Origin of the sequence: Roseovarius sp. THAF27 (genome assembly GCF_009363655.1) — a bacterium.
Taxonomy (GTDB): Bacteria; Pseudomonadota; Alphaproteobacteria; order Rhodobacterales; family Rhodobacteraceae; genus Roseovarius.
Genome location: NZ_CP045393.1, coordinates 2,205,265 through 2,225,401 on the forward strand (window position 1 = coordinate 2,205,265; position 20,137 = coordinate 2,225,401).

General features: G+C 61.2%; 29 protein-coding genes and 1 tRNA gene. 4 read left to right on the plus strand and 26 right to left on the minus strand.

Going from position 1 to position 20,137, the window contains the following annotated elements:
* Position 1: 1 nt before the first annotated feature.
* Entirely contained in the window at positions 2-631 is a 630-nt protein-coding gene (locus FIU89_RS10920; RefSeq protein ID WP_152492617.1) for a DUF1638 domain-containing protein, read from the plus strand.
* A 233-nt stretch (positions 632-864) separates the two neighbouring features.
* Here FIU89_RS10920 and FIU89_RS10925 read toward each other — a convergent pair whose 3' ends face one another.
* On the minus strand, positions 865-1,275 hold the full coding sequence (locus FIU89_RS10925) for a SufE family protein (protein ID WP_152492618.1): 411 nt from the start codon (positions 1,273-1,275) through the stop codon (positions 865-867).
* 130 nt (positions 1,276-1,405) lie between these two features.
* Between FIU89_RS10925 and FIU89_RS10930 the strand changes: the two genes are divergently transcribed.
* Entirely contained in the window at positions 1,406-1,996 is a 591-nt protein-coding gene (locus FIU89_RS10930; RefSeq protein WP_152492619.1) for a hypothetical protein, read from the plus strand.
* 4 nt (positions 1,997-2,000) lie between these two features.
* Here FIU89_RS10930 and rnd read toward each other — a convergent pair whose 3' ends face one another.
* Positions 2,001-3,161, minus strand: a complete 1,161-nt coding sequence (rnd, locus tag FIU89_RS10935) for a ribonuclease D (protein WP_152492620.1) — start codon at positions 3,159-3,161, stop codon at positions 2,001-2,003.
* Between the two features lie 208 nt (positions 3,162-3,369).
* Between rnd and FIU89_RS22290 the strand changes: the two genes are divergently transcribed.
* The gene (locus tag FIU89_RS22290) at positions 3,370-3,546 is read left to right on the plus strand and encodes a hypothetical protein (RefSeq protein WP_172978088.1); all 177 of its coding nucleotides are present in this window, start codon (positions 3,370-3,372) and stop codon (positions 3,544-3,546) included.
* 37 nt (positions 3,547-3,583) lie between these two features.
* On the opposite strand, the gene purN is transcribed toward FIU89_RS22290, so the two are convergent.
* Together purN and purM are read right to left on the minus strand one after the other, a co-directional pair.
* A complete protein-coding gene (gene purN / locus FIU89_RS10940) occupies positions 3,584-4,132 on the minus strand; it encodes a phosphoribosylglycinamide formyltransferase (RefSeq protein ID WP_254701873.1) in 549 nt (182 codons plus the stop codon).
* 41 nt (positions 4,133-4,173) lie between these two features.
* The gene (gene purM / locus FIU89_RS10945) at positions 4,174-5,220 is read right to left on the minus strand and encodes a phosphoribosylformylglycinamidine cyclo-ligase (protein WP_152492622.1); all 1,047 of its coding nucleotides are present in this window, start codon (positions 5,218-5,220) and stop codon (positions 4,174-4,176) included.
* 133 nt (positions 5,221-5,353) lie between these two features.
* Here purM and FIU89_RS10950 point away from each other — a divergent pair.
* Positions 5,354-5,430, plus strand: a tRNA-Ile gene (locus FIU89_RS10950).
* Between the two features lie 474 nt (positions 5,431-5,904).
* On the opposite strand, the gene FIU89_RS10955 is transcribed toward FIU89_RS10950, so the two are convergent.
* From FIU89_RS10955 to FIU89_RS11055, 22 genes are all read right to left on the minus strand, one after another.
* Positions 5,905-6,369: a hypothetical protein gene (locus FIU89_RS10955; RefSeq protein ID WP_152492623.1), complete on the minus strand. Its 465-nt coding sequence runs from the start codon at positions 6,367-6,369 to the stop codon at positions 5,905-5,907.
* Positions 6,369-6,719, minus strand: coding sequence for an STAS-like domain-containing protein (locus FIU89_RS10960; protein WP_152492624.1), 351 nt, complete (start codon positions 6,717-6,719; stop codon positions 6,369-6,371). The genes FIU89_RS10955 and FIU89_RS10960 overlap by 1 nt, the downstream gene beginning before the upstream one ends.
* Before the next feature lie 4 nt (positions 6,720-6,723).
* Positions 6,724-7,656, minus strand: coding sequence for a hypothetical protein (locus FIU89_RS10965; protein WP_152492625.1), 933 nt, complete (start codon positions 7,654-7,656; stop codon positions 6,724-6,726).
* 370 nt (positions 7,657-8,026) lie between these two features.
* Positions 8,027-8,152, minus strand: coding sequence for a hypothetical protein (locus tag FIU89_RS22820; protein WP_302848990.1), 126 nt, complete (start codon positions 8,150-8,152; stop codon positions 8,027-8,029).
* Positions 8,149-8,385 (minus strand): hypothetical protein, encoded by a 237-nt coding sequence (locus FIU89_RS10970; RefSeq protein ID WP_172978089.1) that lies wholly within the window; start codon positions 8,383-8,385, stop codon positions 8,149-8,151. Before FIU89_RS10970 ends, FIU89_RS22820 begins: the two co-directional genes overlap by 4 nt.
* Positions 8,357-8,674, minus strand: a complete 318-nt coding sequence (locus FIU89_RS10975) for a hypothetical protein (protein WP_152492627.1) — start codon at positions 8,672-8,674, stop codon at positions 8,357-8,359. The genes FIU89_RS10970 and FIU89_RS10975 overlap by 29 nt, the downstream gene beginning before the upstream one ends.
* Positions 8,671-9,018, minus strand: a complete 348-nt coding sequence (locus FIU89_RS10980; protein ID WP_152492628.1) for a DUF6527 family protein — start codon at positions 9,016-9,018, stop codon at positions 8,671-8,673. The genes FIU89_RS10975 and FIU89_RS10980 overlap by 4 nt, the downstream gene beginning before the upstream one ends.
* Positions 9,015-9,860, minus strand: coding sequence for a glycoside hydrolase family protein (locus FIU89_RS10985; RefSeq protein WP_172978090.1), 846 nt, complete (start codon positions 9,858-9,860; stop codon positions 9,015-9,017). The genes FIU89_RS10980 and FIU89_RS10985 overlap by 4 nt, the downstream gene beginning before the upstream one ends.
* 5 nt (positions 9,861-9,865) lie before the next feature.
* The gene (locus FIU89_RS10990; RefSeq protein WP_152492630.1) at positions 9,866-10,285 is read right to left on the minus strand and encodes a hypothetical protein; all 420 of its coding nucleotides are present in this window, start codon (positions 10,283-10,285) and stop codon (positions 9,866-9,868) included.
* Positions 10,285-10,524, minus strand: coding sequence for a hypothetical protein (locus tag FIU89_RS10995; protein ID WP_152492631.1), 240 nt, complete (start codon positions 10,522-10,524; stop codon positions 10,285-10,287). The genes FIU89_RS10990 and FIU89_RS10995 overlap by 1 nt, the downstream gene beginning before the upstream one ends.
* A 28-nt stretch (positions 10,525-10,552) precedes the next feature.
* A complete protein-coding gene (locus tag FIU89_RS11000; protein ID WP_152492632.1) occupies positions 10,553-12,814 on the minus strand; it encodes a hypothetical protein in 2,262 nt (753 codons plus the stop codon).
* 20 nt (positions 12,815-12,834) lie between these two features.
* Positions 12,835-13,152 (minus strand): hypothetical protein, encoded by a 318-nt coding sequence (locus FIU89_RS11005; RefSeq protein WP_152492633.1) that lies wholly within the window; start codon positions 13,150-13,152, stop codon positions 12,835-12,837.
* On the minus strand, positions 13,149-13,661 hold the full coding sequence (locus tag FIU89_RS11010) for a PepSY domain-containing protein (RefSeq protein WP_152492634.1): 513 nt from the start codon (positions 13,659-13,661) through the stop codon (positions 13,149-13,151). The genes FIU89_RS11005 and FIU89_RS11010 overlap by 4 nt, the downstream gene beginning before the upstream one ends.
* A 3-nt stretch (positions 13,662-13,664) precedes the next feature.
* Entirely contained in the window at positions 13,665-15,419 is a 1,755-nt protein-coding gene (locus tag FIU89_RS11015) for a hypothetical protein (protein WP_152492635.1), read from the minus strand.
* The gene (locus FIU89_RS11020; protein ID WP_152492636.1) at positions 15,419-16,225 is read right to left on the minus strand and encodes a hypothetical protein; all 807 of its coding nucleotides are present in this window, start codon (positions 16,223-16,225) and stop codon (positions 15,419-15,421) included. The genes FIU89_RS11015 and FIU89_RS11020 overlap by 1 nt, the downstream gene beginning before the upstream one ends.
* Positions 16,225-17,937 carry a hypothetical protein gene (locus tag FIU89_RS11025; RefSeq protein WP_152492637.1) on the minus strand — a complete coding sequence of 571 codons (1,713 nt, stop codon included), beginning with the start codon at positions 17,935-17,937 and terminating at the stop codon, positions 16,225-16,227. Before FIU89_RS11025 ends, FIU89_RS11020 begins: the two co-directional genes overlap by 1 nt.
* Positions 17,927-18,112, minus strand: coding sequence for a hypothetical protein (locus FIU89_RS11030; protein WP_152492638.1), 186 nt, complete (start codon positions 18,110-18,112; stop codon positions 17,927-17,929). The genes FIU89_RS11025 and FIU89_RS11030 overlap by 11 nt, the downstream gene beginning before the upstream one ends.
* A gap of 38 nt (positions 18,113-18,150) precedes the next feature.
* Positions 18,151-18,561 carry a hypothetical protein gene (locus FIU89_RS11035; protein ID WP_152492639.1) on the minus strand — a complete coding sequence of 137 codons (411 nt, stop codon included), beginning with the start codon at positions 18,559-18,561 and terminating at the stop codon, positions 18,151-18,153.
* 3 nt (positions 18,562-18,564) lie between these two features.
* Positions 18,565-18,963 (minus strand): phage tail tube protein, encoded by a 399-nt coding sequence (locus tag FIU89_RS11040; RefSeq protein WP_152492640.1) that lies wholly within the window; start codon positions 18,961-18,963, stop codon positions 18,565-18,567.
* A gap of 76 nt (positions 18,964-19,039) precedes the next feature.
* Positions 19,040-19,456 (minus strand): hypothetical protein, encoded by a 417-nt coding sequence (locus FIU89_RS11045; RefSeq protein ID WP_152492641.1) that lies wholly within the window; start codon positions 19,454-19,456, stop codon positions 19,040-19,042.
* On the minus strand, positions 19,453-19,785 hold the full coding sequence (locus FIU89_RS11050; RefSeq protein ID WP_152492642.1) for a hypothetical protein: 333 nt from the start codon (positions 19,783-19,785) through the stop codon (positions 19,453-19,455). Before FIU89_RS11050 ends, FIU89_RS11045 begins: the two co-directional genes overlap by 4 nt.
* Positions 19,785-20,117, minus strand: coding sequence for a DUF2190 family protein (locus FIU89_RS11055; RefSeq protein WP_152492643.1), 333 nt, complete (start codon positions 20,115-20,117; stop codon positions 19,785-19,787). The genes FIU89_RS11050 and FIU89_RS11055 overlap by 1 nt, the downstream gene beginning before the upstream one ends.
* Between the last annotated feature and the right edge of the window lie 20 nt (positions 20,118-20,137).

The following is a 20,137-nucleotide window of genomic DNA, read 5'->3' on the forward strand; positions in this document are numbered from 1 at the left end:
GATGCTGCCGAGCGACAGCACCCTGACCGAGGACGGCTTTGCCGAGCGGGCGAAGGGCAGCATCCTGCTGATCGCCTGCGGCGCACTGGCGCGCGAGATCCTGGCGCTGAAGCGCGCCAATGGGTGGGATCACATGGTGCTGCAATGCCTGCCCGCGAAATACCATCTTTATCCCGAAAGGATCGTCACGGCGGTCGAGGAAACGGTGGCCGAGCATCGCGACGCCTATGACGACATCTTCGTGGTCTATGCCGATTGCGGCACCGGCGGTTTGCTGCAGGCAAAATGCCGGGAGCTGGGCGTCGAGATGGTCGAAGGCCCGCATTGCTATTCCTTCTTCGAGGGCAACGAGACCTTCGCCGCGCGCGACGAGATCACCGCCTTCTACCTGACCGATTTCCTGGTCAAGCAGTTCGACGCCTTCGTGTGGAAACCCATGGGTCTCGACCGCCACCCCGAATTGCGCGACATGATCTTCGGCAACTACACCACGCTGGTCTACCAGGCGCAGGTCGAGGACCCGGCGCTGAAAGCCAAGGCAGAAGACTGCGCCGACCGGCTCGGGCTGGAGTTCGAATACCGGTTTACCGGCTACGGCGACCTCGAAACCACGCTGTCAGCTCGCGCCTGAGCGGCTGTCTTCCTCTGGCCGGAAATATCCCGGGGAGGAGGTCGAAACATCGTTTCGACCGGAGGGGCAGCGCCCCTCTTCACGGAAAAACAGAGCGTGGCGCAGCCACTCCTCTAAAGCGTTTCGCCAAAAACCTGACTCACAGCTTTTGGCGAAGCGCAGTGCAAGGCTCGGTCGAGGCGCGCACCCCGCCTTTATCTGATGTGTCAGGTTAAAGGCGGGACGCTTTAGGATCACGCCGCCTCGGAGGCCACGGCGCGGATCCGCTCGATCATCGCCCGCAGCCCGTTGGAGCGTTGCGCAGACAAGTGATCGTTCAGCCCCAGCCGGGCCAGTTCGCCGGGGGCGTCCACCTGCCCCACCTGGCCCACGGGCGTGTCATTGTAGAGCGTGCGCAACACCGCGATCAGGCCGCGCACGATCATCGCATCCGAATCGCCGTCGAAGCGGAACCTGCCCGCCTCGACCTTCGGATGCAGCCACACTTGGCTGGCGCAGCCGTCGACCTTGGTCGCCGGGACTTTCAGGGCGTCATCCAGCGGCTCCATCGCGCGGCCCCGGTCGATCACGTAGCGGTAGCGATCCTCCCAGTCCTCCAGGAACTCGAAATCCTCGACGATCTCTTCGAATGCCGGCTGCGCCATGCGGCTGGTCTCCTTCTGCTTCTTCTGACCACAGTTAGGCGTGCAACACCTTCAGGTCCAGTGCGCCAAGTCCCTTTTCAAGCCCGCCCGGATGGGGTAGTCGAAAAGAAACGAGGAAGGGGCGGTCGAAATGCGGGTTCTGCTTTCGGTGATGGTGATCTCAAGCATGACGCTGACGGCGTGCAGCGGCTGGCGCGATTCCGGCGCCAACCCGCGCAACTGGTTCGGCAACAGCCGGTCCACCCCGATCGTGAACACCACCAATACCGGCGAGCGCCGTTCGCCCAGCGATCGGCAGACCGGCAACCCTCTGATCGAGGATGAAAATGCCGAGATGATCGTGCGCAGGAACGCCTCGGTCGCGCAACGCTCGGGCATCTTCCGCCGCCGTGCCAAGGTCGAGATCTATAATGGCAGCCTTGTCGATCAGGTGACCAGCATGGTGGTCGAGCCGCTGCCCACGGGCGCCATCGTGCGCGTGACCGGCCTGCCCCAGCGCGAGGGCGCGTTCGACGTGCGCCTGTTGCCGATCAGCGAGGACGGTCCGATCAATGGCGTCATGGAATACACGCTGAACGCCTATCAGCCGATCGAGATGCCGGTGGGCACGCAAAGCACCCGCGAGGTGCGGGTGGGCGCGTTCCTGAGCAACAACGACCTGGAAGAGATCAACGAGATCCGCGTGCGCGGCGAGCTGAACGCCCTCAGTTCGCGCCGCTGACGCATCATAGGTCGATCGCCACAACCGATCCGCGGCGGGCGGCCAGTGCGACCTTGCCGTCGCAGAGCCGCATCGCATCATCCCCGAACACATCGCGCCGCCAGCCGCCCAAAGCCGGCACGTCGCGTTCGCCCGCCGAGATGGCATCGAGGTCGGCCGCCGAGGCGATGAGCTTGGAGGCGACTGAATACTCCTCGGATTTCGCTTTCAGCAAAACGCGCAGAAGATCGGCAAGCGCCGGGTTGATCTGAAGCCGTTCGCGGCTGCGGTCGGCCTTGGGCAAATCGTCGTTCGGACAGTCGAGCCCCGCCTTGACCGCCGCGATGATGCCGTCGGCGATGTCGCCGCGCCGCGCCTCGCGCAGCAAGAGCCGCGAGCGCGAGAGGTCGTTCGCGGATTTCGGCTTGGTCGAGGCCAGCTCCACCAGGGCGTCGTCCTTGAAGACCCGGTTGCGGGGGATATTGCGGCTCTGGGCATAGTCCTCGCGGAAGCGGGCCAGTTCGCGCACGATGGCCAGGAAACGACCCGACGAGTTGCGGGTCTTGACGCGCTGCCAGGCCTCATCGGGGCGGGTGACATAGGTCTCGGGGTTGGTGAGCACCTGCATCTCCTCGGCCACCCACTTGTCGCGGCCCGATTTCGCCAGCTTGGCGGCGAGGAATTCGTAGATGTCCCGCAGGTGGGTCACGTCCGCCACCGCGTAGGTCTTCTGCGCGTCGGTCAGCGGGCGGCGCGACCAGTCGGTGAAGCGCGAGGTCTTGTCGAGCGACTGCTTGGCGATCTTGCGCACCAGGGTCTCGTAGCCCACCTGTTCGCCGAAGCCGCAGACCATCGCCGCGACCTGCGTGTCGAAGAGCGGGTCGGGAATCAGCCCGGCATCGACATAGAAGATCTCGAGGTCCTGCCGCGCAGCGTGGAACACCTTGACCACGGAAGGATCGCGGAAGAGGTCGTAGAGCGGTTCGAGCGACATGTCCTGGCCGTCGATCGGGTCGACCAGCACGGCGTCGTCCTCGCCCCGGGACGGCAGGGCCAGCTGGATCAGGCAGAGCTTGGAATAATAGGTGCGCTCGCGCAGGAACTCGGTATCGACGGTGACATACTCGGCCTCTGCCGCGCGGGCGCAAAAAGCGGCGAGGTCTTCGGTGGTGGTGATGGTCTGCATTCCTGCTCCGGCGGATAAAACGTGGTAGTCCAACCGCCTATACCGAGGCGCGGCGGAAAGCAAAGCGCAAGTGACACGCGACCGCGGGGCTGCGGCATGGCGGCACCGGATACATCACGTTTCTTTATACCCGATACAACATTCATTCGTTTCAAAAATACCAAGGCCGCATCTATGTAACGTGCAGTACCGATGACGGAGAGATGCCATGACGACCCTCGACCATATCCCCAGCCGCCCTGCCCCGCGGATGAAATCGCGCGACGTGGCGATGACGCTGAGCGCCATGCTGCTGCTGGCGCTTGGCGGTGTCGCGGTGAGCGCCCCGCCGGCCGATGTCTCGGCCGACTGGCACGGCAACGTTGCGGCGTCTGCGCCGCGCTGATGCGGAACCGCGCGGTGTGCCGTCCGCCCTCACCCGCTCAGGGCAGGTGGACGGGCGTGCGGTCGCCGGCGGCGAAGCGGCGCAGGACCGCCGGGTAAAGCCGGTGTTCCTGCTCCAGCACCCGGGCGGCCAGCGCCTGGGGCGTGTCGCCGGGATGCACCGGCACGCGGGCCTGGCCCAGGATCGGGCCGTCATCCAGTTCCAGCGTCACTTCGTGCACAGTGCAGCCCGCCTCGGCCTCGCCCGCCGCGATGGCGCGGGCGTGGGTGTCGAGGCCGCGATAGCTGGGCAGGAGCGACGGGTGGATATTGATCATCCGGCCCTGCCAGCGCAAGATGAAATCGTCGGTCAGGATGCGCATGAAGCCCGCGAAACAGATGATGTCGGGCGCGTAGCGCTCCAAGGTCCGGGTCATGACGCCTTCGAAGGCGGGACGGTCGCCCCTGAAATCGCGATGATCCACCAGTTCGGTCGGCACGCCGCGCGCCTCGGCCTTGGCAAAGCCGGGGGCATCGGGCGTGTTGCAAAGCGCCACCACGGGGCGCGCCGGGTGGTCGCCGGTCATGCTGTCAATCAGCGCCACCATGTTGGAGCCGCTGCCCGAGAACAGGATGGCGACACGCTTGGTCACGCGAGGGTGCCGGTGTAGCGGACGCCCTGCCCCTCGGTCACGTGGCCCAGGCGGATCACGGTCTCTCCGGTGCCTGTCAGAAGCTTCGCGAGCGCCTCGGCGCGGTCGGCCTCGACCGCCAGCACCATGCCCACGCCGCAGTTGAAGGTCTTGAGCATTTCCGATTGCGCCATGCCACCCTGCGCCATCAGCCACTGGAAGACGAGCGGCAGATCGAAGCTGTCGAGGTCGATATCGACGCCAAGATCGTCCGGAAGGACGCGGGGGATGTTCTCGGTCAGGCCGCCGCCGGTGATGTGGGCGAGCGCGTGGACGCCGCCCGCGCGGACCGCCTCGAGCGCCTGCGTCACGTAAAGGCGCGTGGGCGTCAGCAGGGCCGCGCCAAGGCTGCCATCCGCCCATGGGCACTCGGCGTTCCAGCCGAGGCCGGACATCTCGACCAGCTTGCGCACGAGGGAATAGCCGTTGGAATGCACGCCGTTCGAGGCAAGCCCCAGAAGCACGTCGCCGGACGTGACGCCCGCCGGCAGGTCGCTGCCGCGCTCCATCGCGCCCACGGCAAAGCCGGCGAGGTCGAAGTCGCCTTCGGGGTACATGCCGGGCATTTCCGCCGTCTCGCCGCCGATGAGCGCGGTACCGGAACGCACGCAGCCTTCGGCGATGCCTTCGATGATGCGGGCCGCTGTATCCGTGTCGAGCTTGCCGGTGGCAAAATAGTCCAGAAAGAAGAGCGGCTCGGCTCCCTGGCAGACAAGGTCGTTGACGCACATGGCGACAAGGTCGATGCCGACGCCGTCGACGTTGCCGGTGTCGATCGCGATGCGCAGCTTTGTGCCCACGCCGTCGGTGGCGGCCACCAGAATGGGGTCGGTATAGCCCGCGCCCTTGAGATCGAAAAGCGCACCGAAACCGCCCAGGCCCGCCATGACGCCCGCGCGGTTGGTACGCTTGGCGGCAGGCTTGATCCGGTCGACGAGCGCGTTGCCCGCATCGATATCCACGCCGGCATCGGCATAGGTGATCCCGTTCTTGGCGTCGGTCATGGGCGGTCTCCGCTTGGCATGTCGGGGCTTCGGTTAATCCATCGCGGGCGTCCGTGCAATCGCGAATGCCCGCGAGGGGTTGCCAGAGCCCTTGACGCCCGCCCTGCCCCCGCCTATCCCGAAACGCAAGGTCGGGCCTGTAGCTCAATTGGTTAGAGCAGAGCGCTCATAACGCTTTGGTTGGGGGTTCGAGTCCCTCCGGGCCTACCAAAATCCCGAAAACTTCAACGCTTTCAATGCTCGTGTGGACCCGAAACCAATAAAAGGGTCCATATGATTTCAATAGCTTACAAACGGTGTGGACCTACAATTAGGGTCCAATAGCATTAGAAGGAGTTCCATCAGAATCCAAGCGTAGCCCCCCCACACTTCGAATCCTGAAAGATCTAGCCAGAAAACAGTTGATTCAAGGCTTTGCAGCTATTTCTTGGCAAAATCCGGCACCATAGAAATCAATGTCTTAGATCAAAATTGACAACTAATCCGAGCTTAAACAGAGAGTTTTGGCAAACTCCATACGAAACAAATCCTCGGAACTTGGGCTGTCAAAAAGACAGGCAGTGACAATCTTGCCGTCACCTAATATCAATCAAGTTGAAAGTAATGGTAGCATAGTGCTGTGCTGGACAAGAACCATCGCAGACTTCGGCTCTGGGACGCTGTGAGTGCCGGAAAAGCAGCCCTTTAAAGCTGTCTCAATGCACTTTGGCATCGATGAACCAGAGAGTAAGCGGCAACCTCAACGTCAGTACATCTTTCGGACTGCTCCGGCCGATCCGAGCTACCAAATTCGCCGCCCGAGCAAGCGTCGTAAAATTGATCCATTTGCTCACCAACCTTACGAGACAGTGCCCGATTGGCATCAAATAAATCGCTCTGAATTTTGAGAATGAATGTTAGGCGACCAATGATGGACGCCTGCCTAGTTTTCTGCCCGGGCGCGGCTCCGGGATTTTCCCAGTATTCAGTTGCTAAATCCCTTGTCTCAAAGATGACGTTCCGAAGGGTCAAGTAATCGTGCTCACGCTGAGCTTTCGTCTCGTCCAGCTTTTGAAAATACCTCGAAACCACACCTTTAAGACCCTCGACCGCCAAGGCCGAACCTGCACCTACCAGCGCTGAGAGCAAAATTTGAGTGATCCCATCCACTAACCAGCCTCTACGGCACCGACCTTCTTCTCGCCTGCTTCACGCACGTAACGGCTAATCATCTCAATCACACGATTGAAACCAGGTTCTTTTGCAACCAGCTCGAACGAGGCCAGTACAACGTCGGCGGAAAAACCTTCATTTCTGACAAGGCCCGCAAAAGCCTCATCAAGAAACGAAGAAGGATAGCCTGCAGCACCGTCAAGAATTATAACGGCTTTGTCATGATCCTTAAGTATTGGAACCAAGAAACGATCTCGGAAGTCAGTACCGTTACCTTCGCCGTCACGAGGGTAACGCCCACCCGGGTAACGGGTGAAGTCTTCCGCTATATTGATGGTTCTAGTCATGATTCTACTCCGGAAGGTATGAATCCACAGGAATTGTCCACTCCACCAACGTTCCACCTATATGTAGGGTTTCGTCTTCCAATTTCACGCCACCTCCATTATGATATGTGACTTTTCCGGTTCCGCTCAATAGCCGAACTTTAGCGCCAACGGTTTTATCTACGGGTGTGACGACATCCTGAAGGCCCTTGCCGTGCCCACCCTCCAATGAAGTACGATCAAATTGAATTGCTGCTGCGATGAGTCTGGAAGCATCTGCGGTTGCAACTCTCAATCCCTGCGGAAACAAAGCCCTGACCTGCTCCCAATGCTTGGAGCGAGGCAGGGTCGCAGGAATTCCTACACCCTGATCATAGACAATGAACTTCACGACGCCTCCTTCAATGTTCCAACATGCCGTCGCCCACCAGCACTTTGCCGGGATGGGGAATTCCGTCGGCTGATCGTCTGGATAGGCGTGTAGCGTTGCGTTGTAGGCGGCCTCGGTTAACGCCGGGTAAATTAAAGGATCTTGCCCCAAAATGTTCGCAGCCCTCGCCAACAAGTCCATCATGGGCTGAAGCAGTCCTCCTTCTAGCCTCGTGCTGGAGACAATCGGCAACATCGTAACCTCGACCGCCTGAGGCGTGTTGCTCTTTGCAACACCGCTTTCAACACCCAATAGGCGGAAGAAACCCATTGAATGAAGCGTTTGGAGAACGAATGGGTCCCAATCGGAAACATTTCTTGGGGCCAATCGGGTCCGTTTAACCTGCCGCCACCGATCGACCTCAGCAGCCAAAACCAAAGCCGCCGCCGGCGAGACATCTTTAACCTCAGACAAATCAATGAATACACTGTGTCTGATATTCGGAGGCGCTTTCTTCAATGCCGCAACCTTCAAGTCGCGCAGAAAGGTAACGGACTCAATGTAGTTCTTGGTGAAACTGAAAATCACTGGCGCCGCAATTCGGACTTCCCGGATCTGAAGTCGAACACGAAACTTATTTGCTCGTGATAGCGACCTATGCCATCGGCGCCGGCCAATCCTTGCCTGGCGAAACTTTTCGACTTGGGACAAACGCTTCATATCTCGGAGTTGTAATAAATTGATGTCCAATACAACACAAATCCAAGATCATAAGCACACGTGGTCGTGGACAACTTCCTGGTTGAGGCACAGAGCACTTTAGAGATCGCAAATTACCAGCTGAAAGGTTGACCAAATCAGGGGATTTTGAATCGTGCCGAGTTACCGAGATTTCAACGAGATGGCTGCCGACCTATCACAGTGACATACCGTGAACGAATCGTGAGGCTGTGAACGCCTACCCCAGCCACGCCACGATCGCGCCCATGGCGCCCAGGAGGATGGTTGCAATTGGCCCGGCCGGGCGAAGGGACAAGCCGGCAGCCACCAGGAACGCCACTGCGATAAAGTCCCAGAAGGTCATTCCTCGCAGCCCTCCTTAACTTTGCCCGTCTCGGCCTCGGTCAAAATACAGTCCGTTGCCACGATCTTGCCGTTCGCCTTGCCAAGCGCCTCGACGTGATCGGTCAGGATCACACCTACATCGGCCAGCGTCTCTGCTTTCCGTTTCGGCACCGGCACCGGCGTGCGCAACTCGGCCGGCACATCGGGCGTGATGTACTCGATCTCAGTCTCCGGACCGCAGGATGCGGTCAAGCAGATCGCGGAAATCATCAGGAAGCGGTGCATCGAAATCTCCTTCTCGGAAAGCGTCTTTGACCTGTTCGTATTCGGCGGCCAGCTTGGCTTGCCTGTCCGCCTCAGCTCGTGCCACCCGCGCCGCTGTGCGGGCCTGGGCGCGCGCGGCCTCCAGGCTCTGCACCGAGCGCTCCAGACGCGCCTTGTCGGCCTTCAGGCCGTCTACACGGCTCGACTGCCACCAGAGCGCCCCACCGAGGCCCAGGCAGGCCAAAAGGGCAGCGATGAGCGCGTAGCGGGTGATCATGCCGCCCTCCCCGGCCAATCCGGCAAATCCATCGTCTTGCCTGCGAGATCATGCGTGCAGTCGTTGAGAAACCGAATGCGGCCATCAGTGACGAACGAATGGCAAATCAACGAAACCGGCTCGATCTTTTCACCAGCCATGAGCCTAGCGTGCTCTTCGTCAGTGATTGGGACGGTGCCCGACACCAGCACAGAAGGCGAGAACGTGGGCCGGTCACCATCCCCGTTGAAAGTCCACCCACGCGAGCCGTCGACCGTTACGTGATGTGCCTGTTGGCAGCCTGGGCACATGAACGCGACCCGCCCACCCTCCAGCTTCCGTAGCTTTGAGCCGAGCGCGCTCACGCGTCTACTCCTGACATGCAGACCTTGTAGCCAGCTGACCGGCGGCGCGACAGGCCACGCACAAACACGCCACCCGACTTATTGTAAAAAGTGTGCCGATAGCATGCGTCGGCGAAGTCCCCCCGGTTTGCGCTCTTCAGCGCTGACGACCGCAGAACCGCATAGGGCCCGACGTTCCACGCCAGATCTGTGAAGACCGCATCGACCTGCGGCGGCATGTGACTGATTGTGACGCCGGTTCGATACTTCTTCCAGTAAAGGTCGCGCATGATCCGGTACAACCCAGCCTCGCATTGCTCGATAGTCCGAACGTCGCCCATCGAAACCCTGGTCCCCGTGTGGCTGGTTTCGCCGTAGCAGATGGTCGGCAAATCTGGCTCGGCGACGGTATCAAGGTAAGCCCTCACGCAAATTCCGCGCTTGCTCTGTGAGCACTTGAAGGTGGGGCCCGTACCCTCCCACTGCTTGGTGAGCGGGAGCGCATAGACTGCCGTTTGTTCCCATGTCGGCAGCCCGGAATTCGGACCGTCATCCGATTTCGGAGCCTCCCCCATAGCGAAGACTGGCGCGGAAACAAGCCAAAGCAGGACGGCCGTGATGACAGCGCTGATACCCGCCAGCTTCATGGTGCGGAGGATGCTGGGCAGGGTCTGGTCGATAAACCAGCCGATGATGCCGAACACGATCAGGAAGAGCATCGCGTACCCTACGTGATATGGATCTATCACGTCGCCGGTCAGCGCGAAGTATTGCTCGGGGCCATAGAAGACCACCCCGATCAGGATGAGCGTGCAGATGCTGTACGCCCGCATTTTCGACTTCACATTCGGTATGAGTTTCATAGAACTTACTCCGCGATTTCGATGACAGTGGTGATCCGAACGGGCCGCAACGGAATGACGCCGAAGAGCAAAGCTTGCCATGTGTCGACAATGACGAGTGGCGGCCCTTGCTCAAGACATCGATCGGCCCACGGGCCGAGGTAATAGGTGACCGTGTTGTCGTCCTTGACCTGGTAGAGGGCGCGGTTGCGACCGCTCGGGCATTCCTCTCCGGTTCCCGTCACGCGGATCTCGGTCGACCAGACACCCCACACTTCACCGAAGGGGGTTTCCCTTACAAACGTCACCTTGCGGTCGTCGTAATGGATTGCGGTCGGCCGCATGATCAGGTCCGTGGACAGCACCAGCCAGAACGCCATGACCAGGATGATCGCGACAAAGGAATAGAGCACGGCATAGAGCGCACGAAGCGTCGTTGAGCACATCAGTTTACCCCCTTGAAAATGACCGCCCGGTAAGACCAGAGGACGCTTCCAAGCGTGATGATCACCGCGCCCAGGAAGCTGATCCCGGCCAGCAATTGCTTTCGCTCCTGTGCCGATCTTTCCTGGTCCCGTTCGACGGCGCGCTTTTCCAGCTTCTCGACATGGGACTTCAGATCCCGTATTTCTTCGGCTTGTCGATCGATCCGAAACAGCAGGACCTGATAGTTTTCTTCAGCCATTGAGGAAAACCCCTCTTCACCAGTATTGTCAGGCGTTATCCACCCGGCCCAGCTCAAACCAGTTGGTGCCGTCGAACTGCAGCCAGATGCGGTCCTGTGTGGTATCCATCGTGAAATCCCCCGCAATCCGCAGGTTCCCGGCATTATCGTCCAGCGTCACATCGCGAGACGAATTTTCCGTTTTCAGGATGATGATTTGCCCCTCGACACCGCCATTAATCGTGGTGAGGGTGTCGGAGCCTGCGTTGCCTTCCGTGTCCACCCTGTAAATCGCGGTGGGTGCGTTGGCCGGAAGCGTGATTTCCCCGCTGGAAATAACCAGGTCGTCGGTGTCCTCGGGAATACCCCAAACCCCGCGCATCAGGCCGTTTTCGTCCAACTCAAGAGGCTTGCGAAGCCCGGTTACATTGGCTGCTGCAGCGCCACTGATGGAGAAACCACCTCGGTCTGAGGGGATCACGTCGCCGCCAATTCGGCAGGTTTGCACGGCCCCGGCTTCGCATGCGATATTGAAGAAATATCCACTGCCATTTCCACCCGCACCCTCGCCAAGAATAATCTTTTCCGTCTTGCCAGTACCAGTCCTCAAGATGTCCATGATATTGTCTGTGAGCGCGTTGCAGAGCCAGTCAGACATGATGAAAGCGGAAATGTCATGCTCACCGCTGCCAACCAGTTTTGCCAGAGAAGGAGGGCCGTCAGACGCGCTATGATTTCGCACAGCGGAAACCGAGGTGCTGGTGATATCGCCACCTTCTGCGTTCAGAAGCGCCCCAATCGCGTCATTGAACCAGTATAGCCCGCGGATAGTTGTCGCGACGATGTTCTCCGACGCACCGCCTCCTGCGTTCACGAGTGCTTCCGGCTCGTAAGCACTGCTCGACGGGCATTCGGTTTCCAGCACAGTGCACCCCTTGCCCCGCACATTAACAATTGAACTACCTGCGCCGGGGTTATGACTGTACACCCCTGATGTGTTCTCGGCGCGGCAACGATTGCCTTCGAGGATGATGCCCTGCGCGACGTCGCTCACGCGGATATCGTCCGTGCTGCATTCGTCGTGGGTGTAGTGGATGCACGGACTGTCGCGTGACGTAATGCCACCAACGAACATCTCGAAATTGGCCCCCTCGATCCTTACCGCGTCGCCATTGGACGTGAACACCGGGTAGCCGTCGCCATGCACACGAACAACGCCGCGCCGCGTGCCGGGGAATTTGAGCGTGATGGCCCGATTGATCGCGGTCGTGCTTTTGAAATGGTAACTGCCGTTACCAAAGTGGATCAGGCCTTCGCGGCTGTTGCCAAGCGCATCCATGGCTATTTGCAGATAGTCAGCCATGTCTTCACCGGGATCGACGCCGCCGCTATGCGCGTACATGCCGAACCATTCCGCAAGGACTTCGCGGTTACCCTCGCCGCGCTCGTCGCCCCCACTGTCCCGGCCCAGCTCGTAACCACCATTCCCACGGAAAATCCACTGTTTCGGCGCGATGATGTCGTCCTTGATTTCCACGGTGACGCCGCTGCCTGGCGACAGAAAGGCACCCGGCGAGAAATATATGGGAGCTGTGACCCTGGCATTCGCAGCAACATTCGTGCCAACCGAGACCCCGACACGGCCAAAGTCAGCCTCGATCATGTCGATGTTGGCTTGTTTGAACAGACCATCGCCAAACTGTAAAATGTCGATGTGACCAGTTTCATTCGGTCGGGCGTAGAGCTTGAGTCCTCCTGCAGTTTCCCGGTGATGATCCGTTGCATCGTCTGCGGCGACCGAAAACCGAAAGCTGCGCGCCTCGATGATGTCGCCCTCTGCGACCGTTCCGACCTTCCCTGCGTCCAGTGTCAGCTCAGTGTCCGCGTTCAGCGAGGCAAGGTTTGTGAAACGACGCGCAGAGGCAGCGAGCAGCTCTAGTCGATCGCCTTCGGTTAGCGTGGTCCAGTTGACGGTTTCAGACACAAGCGGCGTGCCTAGGAGGTCAGCGATATCCGCGGACGCCTCGTCTGGCACCTGAATGCGACCGAGATCAAATGAGACATCACCGGCCAAAGTTTGGCGCACGATCTTGACGGTATAGTAACTTGCCCGCACCCCCCGATGGTTCGGCCATAGATCGACCGACACGGATCCATCGCCGCCAATCGTCGTGACGACCGTGGCCTCGGAAACGGTTTCGCCGCCGTCCACATCATAAGAACTCAGCCGAAAGACCAGCCGCCCGCCGGTCACATCAGTGTCGTCGGGCAACACGATTTGCCCGGACACCGTGCAGGTGTTCGTCGCCATTTACTGATTCCGCCTTTTGTTTACGTGATCGCCCACGCCGTGCTGAAAATCTCGTCGAGATCCGCGTCGGAGTAATTGCATTGCGAAGTGATGAAGCCGACCAGCGCATCCGCGCGGCGCATTTCGGGCGCCTCCGCCCAGGCCAGCTGAACCATTGGACTGGCACTGCTCATCGCCAGCGTTACTTCACCCATTTTTTCCAGAGCAATCAATGCCGCCTTGAACTGGTATCTGCTAACGGCCTTCGGCACGCCGTCCGGGGATGGGTCGAGAACCTCCTCCTCGACCATGACCACCTTGCCGGTGCGCGCGCTTACCGTGGCATTCACGCGGATCATGTCGCGCTCTGCCCCCCGTTCGGCTCGATCAGGAGCGCGAAGGGATCGGTACAGCTGAATCGCAGATCGGTGATGGCGGCGCTCGATCCGGCCAAGGTACCAGTGACGCGGAGTGCAGACTCGAACTCTCCGACCGAAACGAAGTCGCCGGTGGCAAAGTCCAGCCAAAAAGAAAATGACGCCCTCAGTTGTTGACCGAATTGTCCGATGACCACAGAGGCGGAAAAGGTCGACCCATTATTCAGACTGAACTCAACGGTCATGTTGGGTCCGCTGTCATCCGAAAGGACAATGCCGTACACCAGCACGCCGGCAAAATCATCGAGGTCCGTAATCGTGACGTTCCCGCCGGGCGCTTGGGCAGAGACGATCTTCTTTGCGATCTTCGGGGCACCAGATCCACCCTCCGCGATTGCGATCGCATTATCTCTCAGCGCCAATCCAGTCTCGGCCTTGATCGGCTTGTCCTGCGCAATTTCGGTGTTCGGAATGCTCGTGAAACTTGTCATGATCTACCCCCACGTGGCCGCTTTTGTGCCATCCGACAAAAGTCCGTCGGAATCGCCCCAGTAGGCCGCGGCAAATTCGGCGGATGTCCCCGGATAGTCTCCGGCATCATCTGCCATCCAGTCATAGACCCGGCCATAAAGCTGCGTGTTCTCGACGACGTACTCGACCGTCTCGCCCGGCACGACTTCGTCGGCACTGACGACCGTCCATTGCTCGATCACCGGGGCGCCGTGCGCGTCCACCAGCCGCCCGTGCGACAGGTAGAAGACATCGCCGACCCAGTACTCGTGCCCATCCTTGGCATCGACCTGGAAACCCGCCTCGCTCGGGATCTCGGAATACCGATTCACGATCTTGAACCCGGACGAAAACGCCAGGTTGCCCGTGGGGAGCCAACGCGAAAAATACTTGCGGATCGACGGCTCGCCGTGACGATCCTCGCTTTCACTGGCCAGGTCCGCAACGACCTGGACCTGCCGGAAATTCACGGCGTCCAGGCTTTGCGTCCAGTCTCGCACGCTGAAATAGACCCACGCCTGGCTCACGCGGTTGCGGGGCAACTCGCGCACCGACAGGCCCGGCATGATGTGGTCCCGCTCCGTCAGCGTCGGCGGCTCGGTCTCTAGCCCGCGGATTGCCCGCATCTTGATCAAGGCCACCCGCTCGTCCCACCAGATGAAGAACCCGCACTGTGCCTGCAATTCGGCGATCAGCTTGTTGACTGCCGCCGGGTCGCTGATGATCGTGCTCAGCCGGTAGCTTGACAGGTGACGGCTTACCTCCTGCGCGAAACTGCCGGCGCTGTCGACCATGGCGGGGTCTATGCCGGCATGTGTCGTCAGAAGATCCTCGACGATCTCCTGTACCGTAGCAGCGGTGTACTGCTTGCAAAGTTGCACCGCTGCCTCGGCGTCGTGGTCCGCCGCCACCGTGTTCTCGGCGCCGCGTTCGGACACCGTGAAGGTCAGCACGCCGTCCACCCCGGACAGGGCCGAATACGCGATGAACTCGTCACCGATCCGCAACAGACCGCTTGCCGGGTAATCCGACAGGCTGGCACCCGCGACGGCAAAGGTCGTAGCCCCCGCCAGAAGAGCGTTGCGCAGCACGCCGGGCGACGCCTCGGGGCACTGCGCCTTGCGCTCTTCCAGCTTGTGCAGGATGTCCTTGCCCTTCAGGCGGACCCGGCCCGACGCATCCGGGCCGCTGACCTCGATCAGGACGTACTGCCGCTTGATCATGTCCGCCAGCGCTTGGCCAGCATAGCCTTCGTACACGTTGACAGTGATGTTCTGGCGATACTTCCAGCGGCGCAGCCACTTGGTCCAGAAGCTGCCGCGCGCCATCGGATCATAGCTGCGATCCGCCAGATAGGGATCAACCACCCTGTCGGTGTGCGGATGGTCCATCAGTTCGATATCGCACACCGCGCGATTGCCCAGCCCTGTCGAGTCGGGATCGACGGCCGACAGGTTGATTCTGGTCGGCGCGGTCGAGACCGAGCGCAACGACGGGATGATGTAATCCACCCCTTCGACCCGCCGTTCGGCAACGCTCTGGCGCGAGAAGAACAGGCTCAGCGTGGCCGAACCGTCGAAATTCTCGGCATCCAGGCACGTGGCGCGCGTGTTGAAACACTTCTGATCGCCCGTGCCTGTGGCGGTGCACGGGCTGGTGCCGAACACGTTGGCGCAGATCGGCACGATCAGCTCGACGATCTGGACGACCTCGCGGCCCGGTTGCGTGGCGCTCGACATCAATCATACCCCCGCGCGGTGCCGGTCAGGCTCACCTGCATCAATCCGTTGATCCCCATGTTCTGTGGAATGGGCGCCTGCGCCGTCGTGACATAGGCGACCTCGGGAAACCGGCCCGGCCGCCATGCGATGAAATAGGGATCGGTCTCGATCGCCAGCATGAACGGGCGCCAGTAGCTGCGCACCCAATCGGGATCGAGGTGCCGCCATTCGAACTGCGCCATCAGGCTGGACCGCACACGGGTCTTGCCCAGGAACTCGCCGGTCTCCGAGTTGTTCTGGCGCATGACCGTCTGGCGTGACATGTCCATCGGGGCGTGACCGCCGTAAAGCGGCCGAGGCATTTGCATCGTATCGGCGACGCGAAACACTCCCAGGTCCGGTACCTCGGACGCCGCGCTGATACTGATACGCCAACGCTGCGCCTCGACAGGCTCGAAGATCGCCATGACGGGCATGTCGTTCTCGGGACTGACAGCCCGGGTCAGGTCCACCCATGTCGAGCCGTCATGATACTGCAGCTTGAATGTTGCGCCCGAGGTGCCCAAGGTATGCGCAGCGATGCAGATCGCATCCGCCACAACTTCGGATCCGTGGTCGTATTCCCATGTAGCCGGAACCGCATCCGCCCGCCATTTCTCATAGGTCAACGATCCCATCGGCGCATCTTCGAAAAAGGCTGCATTGGTGCCACTCGCCGACGCGGTGCCACCGGAAAACCAATTGCCGGCATGCACAATCCGCGCATGGGTCAGCGGCAGATCCGCACGCGGCAGAACATAAAAAGGCTGAAAGATCACGCCCATCAGCCGTTCACCACGATCCCGCTCAGGGTCGCGCCGCCCTCGATCTCTTCGTTCATCATACGCATCAGATCCCTCACCGAGCTTCGAGAGATCGGACCATCACCGGGCAGGTTCACGGTGAAATATTGAGACGGGCTCGCCTCGGGCGCGCCAGCGCCCGCACCCGCGCCCGCCCCGCCGCCTGCGGCGCTCGATCCTCCACCGTAGGACTGCGCCGAGATCTGCGAGATAAGGGCCCCGGTCCGCGCCAGAGACGCGGCGGTGAATGCCGCTGCCACCCCGGGCCCGCCAATCTTCATGCCCTTCTGCCATGCGTCAACTGCGGCCTGGTAGCCACTGATCGTGGCGTCCGCCAACGCCGCGGCCTTGCCGATCTGGAACAGCTTCTTGTTCTCGGTCTGCATCAGGCTCGACACGTCGCCGAATGCCCCGCGCAGCCCCGCCAAGCGCGCGTCCATCGAGTCCGCGTCCAGCTCCTTCATGCGATCGACGTGATCCTGGTGGATCAACCGCTCGGCCAGCGCCCCCTCGCTGATCACCTCCTGCCGGCGCGACATGAAATCGCCAAGACGGCCCAACACGTCCTCGACGAACTCCTCGTCATAGCTGAAGGGCGAACCCGCGCCGCCGGCAACGAAACCGAGCGTGTCCATCCCCTGCCCGCCTTCGGTACTGTCATCCGTCAGCTGGTCGGTCAGGTAATCAAGGCCGGGGGGCCGTGGAATGTTGGAACCGGCGCCGCCGCCGAGGATCTCACCCAAGCGCCCCGGCAGGTTTCCCGGATCCAGGGTTGGCGCATCTTCGAAGCGCGACGGGTCTCCGATCCGGAACGATGTCCAGCCTTCATTTTTCAGTCGCGCAAGCGCCTCGACCACGTCAACAACCGCGGCGGCCCAATCGACGAACACCTGGACGACATTCAAAACTTTGGGCGCCAGATCAACCAGGGCCGAAACCAGCGCAGTAATGTCTTCCTTGTTATCGAGGATTGCCTGGTTGACCTGGGTGCTGATGACGGTGGCCAGCGCGTCTAGCTCTTTCTTAAGATCTGTCGAGCCCTTAACCGCATCATTCGACATGATCAGACCGGCTGCGGCAGCTTCGTCTCCGAGCTTTTTCATCTCGCGGCCGCCATTCGCCAGCAGCGGCAGCATGGCCGTCAGGTCAGACGACATCGCCTCCATGTAGAAGGTCATCTCGGACTGCGACAGACCGGCCTTCTGCAGCGAGTCCACGTACAGCTGCAACGCATCCGGGCCGCTCAGGTCTTTGAAGTGCTGCGCCGTGACCCCGACCTTCGGTCCGATATTCTCGAAGAAATCCGCCATCGGCCCGCCGCCGGTGGCCATGAAGTCCCCGACCCGGTCCTGCACATCCTTCAGGATATCGGCCAGCTTGTCCTGCTCGATGCCGACGGTCTTGGACGCCTGCGCCCATTTCTGGAACGTCTCCGGCGTGGTGTTCGCCAGGCGCGACAGGCGCTCGATCTCGGCGCCCGTCTCGGCCGCGCTGCGCGCCATCACCAAGAGCCCGCCCGTCGCGGCCGCGACACCCGCCGTGATGATCGCCCCTGCCTTGGCAACCTTCTTCGCCATCACCGTCGCACGCGCTCCAAAGCCCTGGATGTCGCGCTCACCCTTTTTCAGATCCCGCCGCAGACCGCCGACATCCGCACCGACGCGGATCTCGAGGTCGCCAATACTACGCGCCATCCCTGACCTCTTTCCCTACCCGCTCTTTTGCCTGGTTTTCCTTCAGCATCCGGTAAAGCTCGCCCATGCTTTCGGCTCCGCCCAACGGTTGCCGTGGCTCATGTGCCTCGATCACCCACCAGACCTCGCCCGGCGCCATGTCCCAGAAATCTCGCGGCGAAACCCATCCACGCACGACCACCGCATCGTGCAGCGCCCGCACAAGCCCGCCGCTCAGGCCTTTTTTTCGGCTTCCTCGGCGGCATCGAAATCTTCCACGACCTCCATGGCGGCGGCCATCTTCTCGGCAAGGGGCGGGCTGACGATTGCCAGCAGCAAGTTGCACGCCTCCGACATGGCGCTCAGCGCGTCACCACTCCCCTCCAGAAGCTCGCCCTGCACTGACAGATACACCTCGTCGTCGCTGACATCGGCGCCCGCATGCCGCAGCATCGCGGCGAAGGCCATTGAGACGCGCGACACCGTGGGCCCGCCATTCTGGCCCATCAGGATCGCCACGGCCGCCACGCCGCTCGTCCCGCTGATGATGTCCTCGATCGACGCGACCAGCGGCATGATGCCCCGCGCCTTAAGTGTGTAGTCAACGCCCATCCAACAGACGCTGATGTCCTCGAAACCGCGCATGCGTTAAGCCTCTGCGAACGTATGCGCACCGCTGCGCGTCAGCGTCGCGGTGAAAGTCACAGCATCCTGGTACGCACCAGTCTCGGTATAGGCGCTCAGGATGAACGTGCCCGAGATCTCGTCCCCGTTGGGTCGTTCGATCGTCAGATCGTCCAGGAACTTGTCTGCGTCGGTGGTCGAGAACGCGATATCCGAGAACACGTCGTCGTTGGTCAGACCTTCCACTGAACACTCCAATGCCTTTCCGGTCAGAACGTCCGCAAGATAGGTCGTGTCGCCCGTGTCATCATCGGTCGTCACGTCGATCATCTGCGACGACCAGTTAACCGACTTCTGCCGAACCGACGCGATGGTCGTGCCGTTTTTCTTCACCAGGTAATTCCGTCCCGCGCTCTTCGCCATGTTCTCTCTCCGTTAACGCAAGGTTGCCCGGGCGCTGCACCCCCGGATTTGCCCGATGCCGCCGCCGGCGCCGGTGTTAAAGCTCGTCTTCGTCCAGCAGCCGCTCGACGGTGAATGTCATGTCCAGCTCGCCGCGCCGGGTCTCGCCAGCCGCGACCACGTCGGTCTCGGTCATGTCCAGCCCGTAAAGCAAACCGACGCCGCGCAGCACCGGCAGCACGACCTCGACCACCTCGTCTGCATCGAGATCCAGCTCGTCCTCCAGGTCGTCGCCGCCAAGCCGGCGATAGGACACGACAACCTCGGTCGCGCGATTCACGCCGTAGTCGTGATCCCGGTTCGTCCGCTCGCGCGGCGTACGCACGATGCAGTAGGGCAGCTGTGTCGCATCGTGATTGCGCGGAAACGCATCGTAGAATTCGACGATGCCCAGGCGGTCGGACGCCTCCAGCGCCGCCCGCAGCTGCGTCCTCAGGATGGTTCGGAAACTCATGCCTCGATCGCCTCCAGCTCGAACACGACCAGCGCATCCGACGCGGGGCTTGGCGTGGCTCTTTGTGCATTGAGAACCGTAAATCGGTCGCCGCCCGACACCTCGATCACGTCACCCACCACGATCCCGGCCGCATCCGGCCGCTCGACCCGCAGGGACGGCGAAGTCACCAGGAACTCGCGACCATCTTCGTCCGCAACCGTGATGGGATCCCGGCGAAAGATGCCCTGCACCTCTACCGGCAAGCCCGTCGCGGCCGGCGTATGCATGACCGGCGCCCCGAACACGTCGTTCAGGACGCCGGCCATGCCGTCGAAGATCCCGGACATTACCGGACTGCGCCGTCCAGGATCACCGTGCCGGTCGCCGACGGGTTGGCCGCCGCCGCGCCGGCGGCCCCCACCAGCGTGTTACCGCTGGCCGTGGTCGTGAAGACCTTGTTGGTGTCGTCCCAGTAAAGCTTCGCGCCCACCGTCCAGGCTTGCGCGCTGGTCTTGGCATGGGTCACGACGCCATGGCGAAGGATCGACACGTCATCGCCGGAATCCGCGTCATGCTGCGCAATCCCAAAGACGGTGCCGATCAGGATCCCGCGGCCCGAGGTGACATCCTCCGACGCGGGCAGGGTCAGGCTTGCGCCCGGTTGAACATAGTTCTGCATTTCTCTTTCCTCGAATTGTG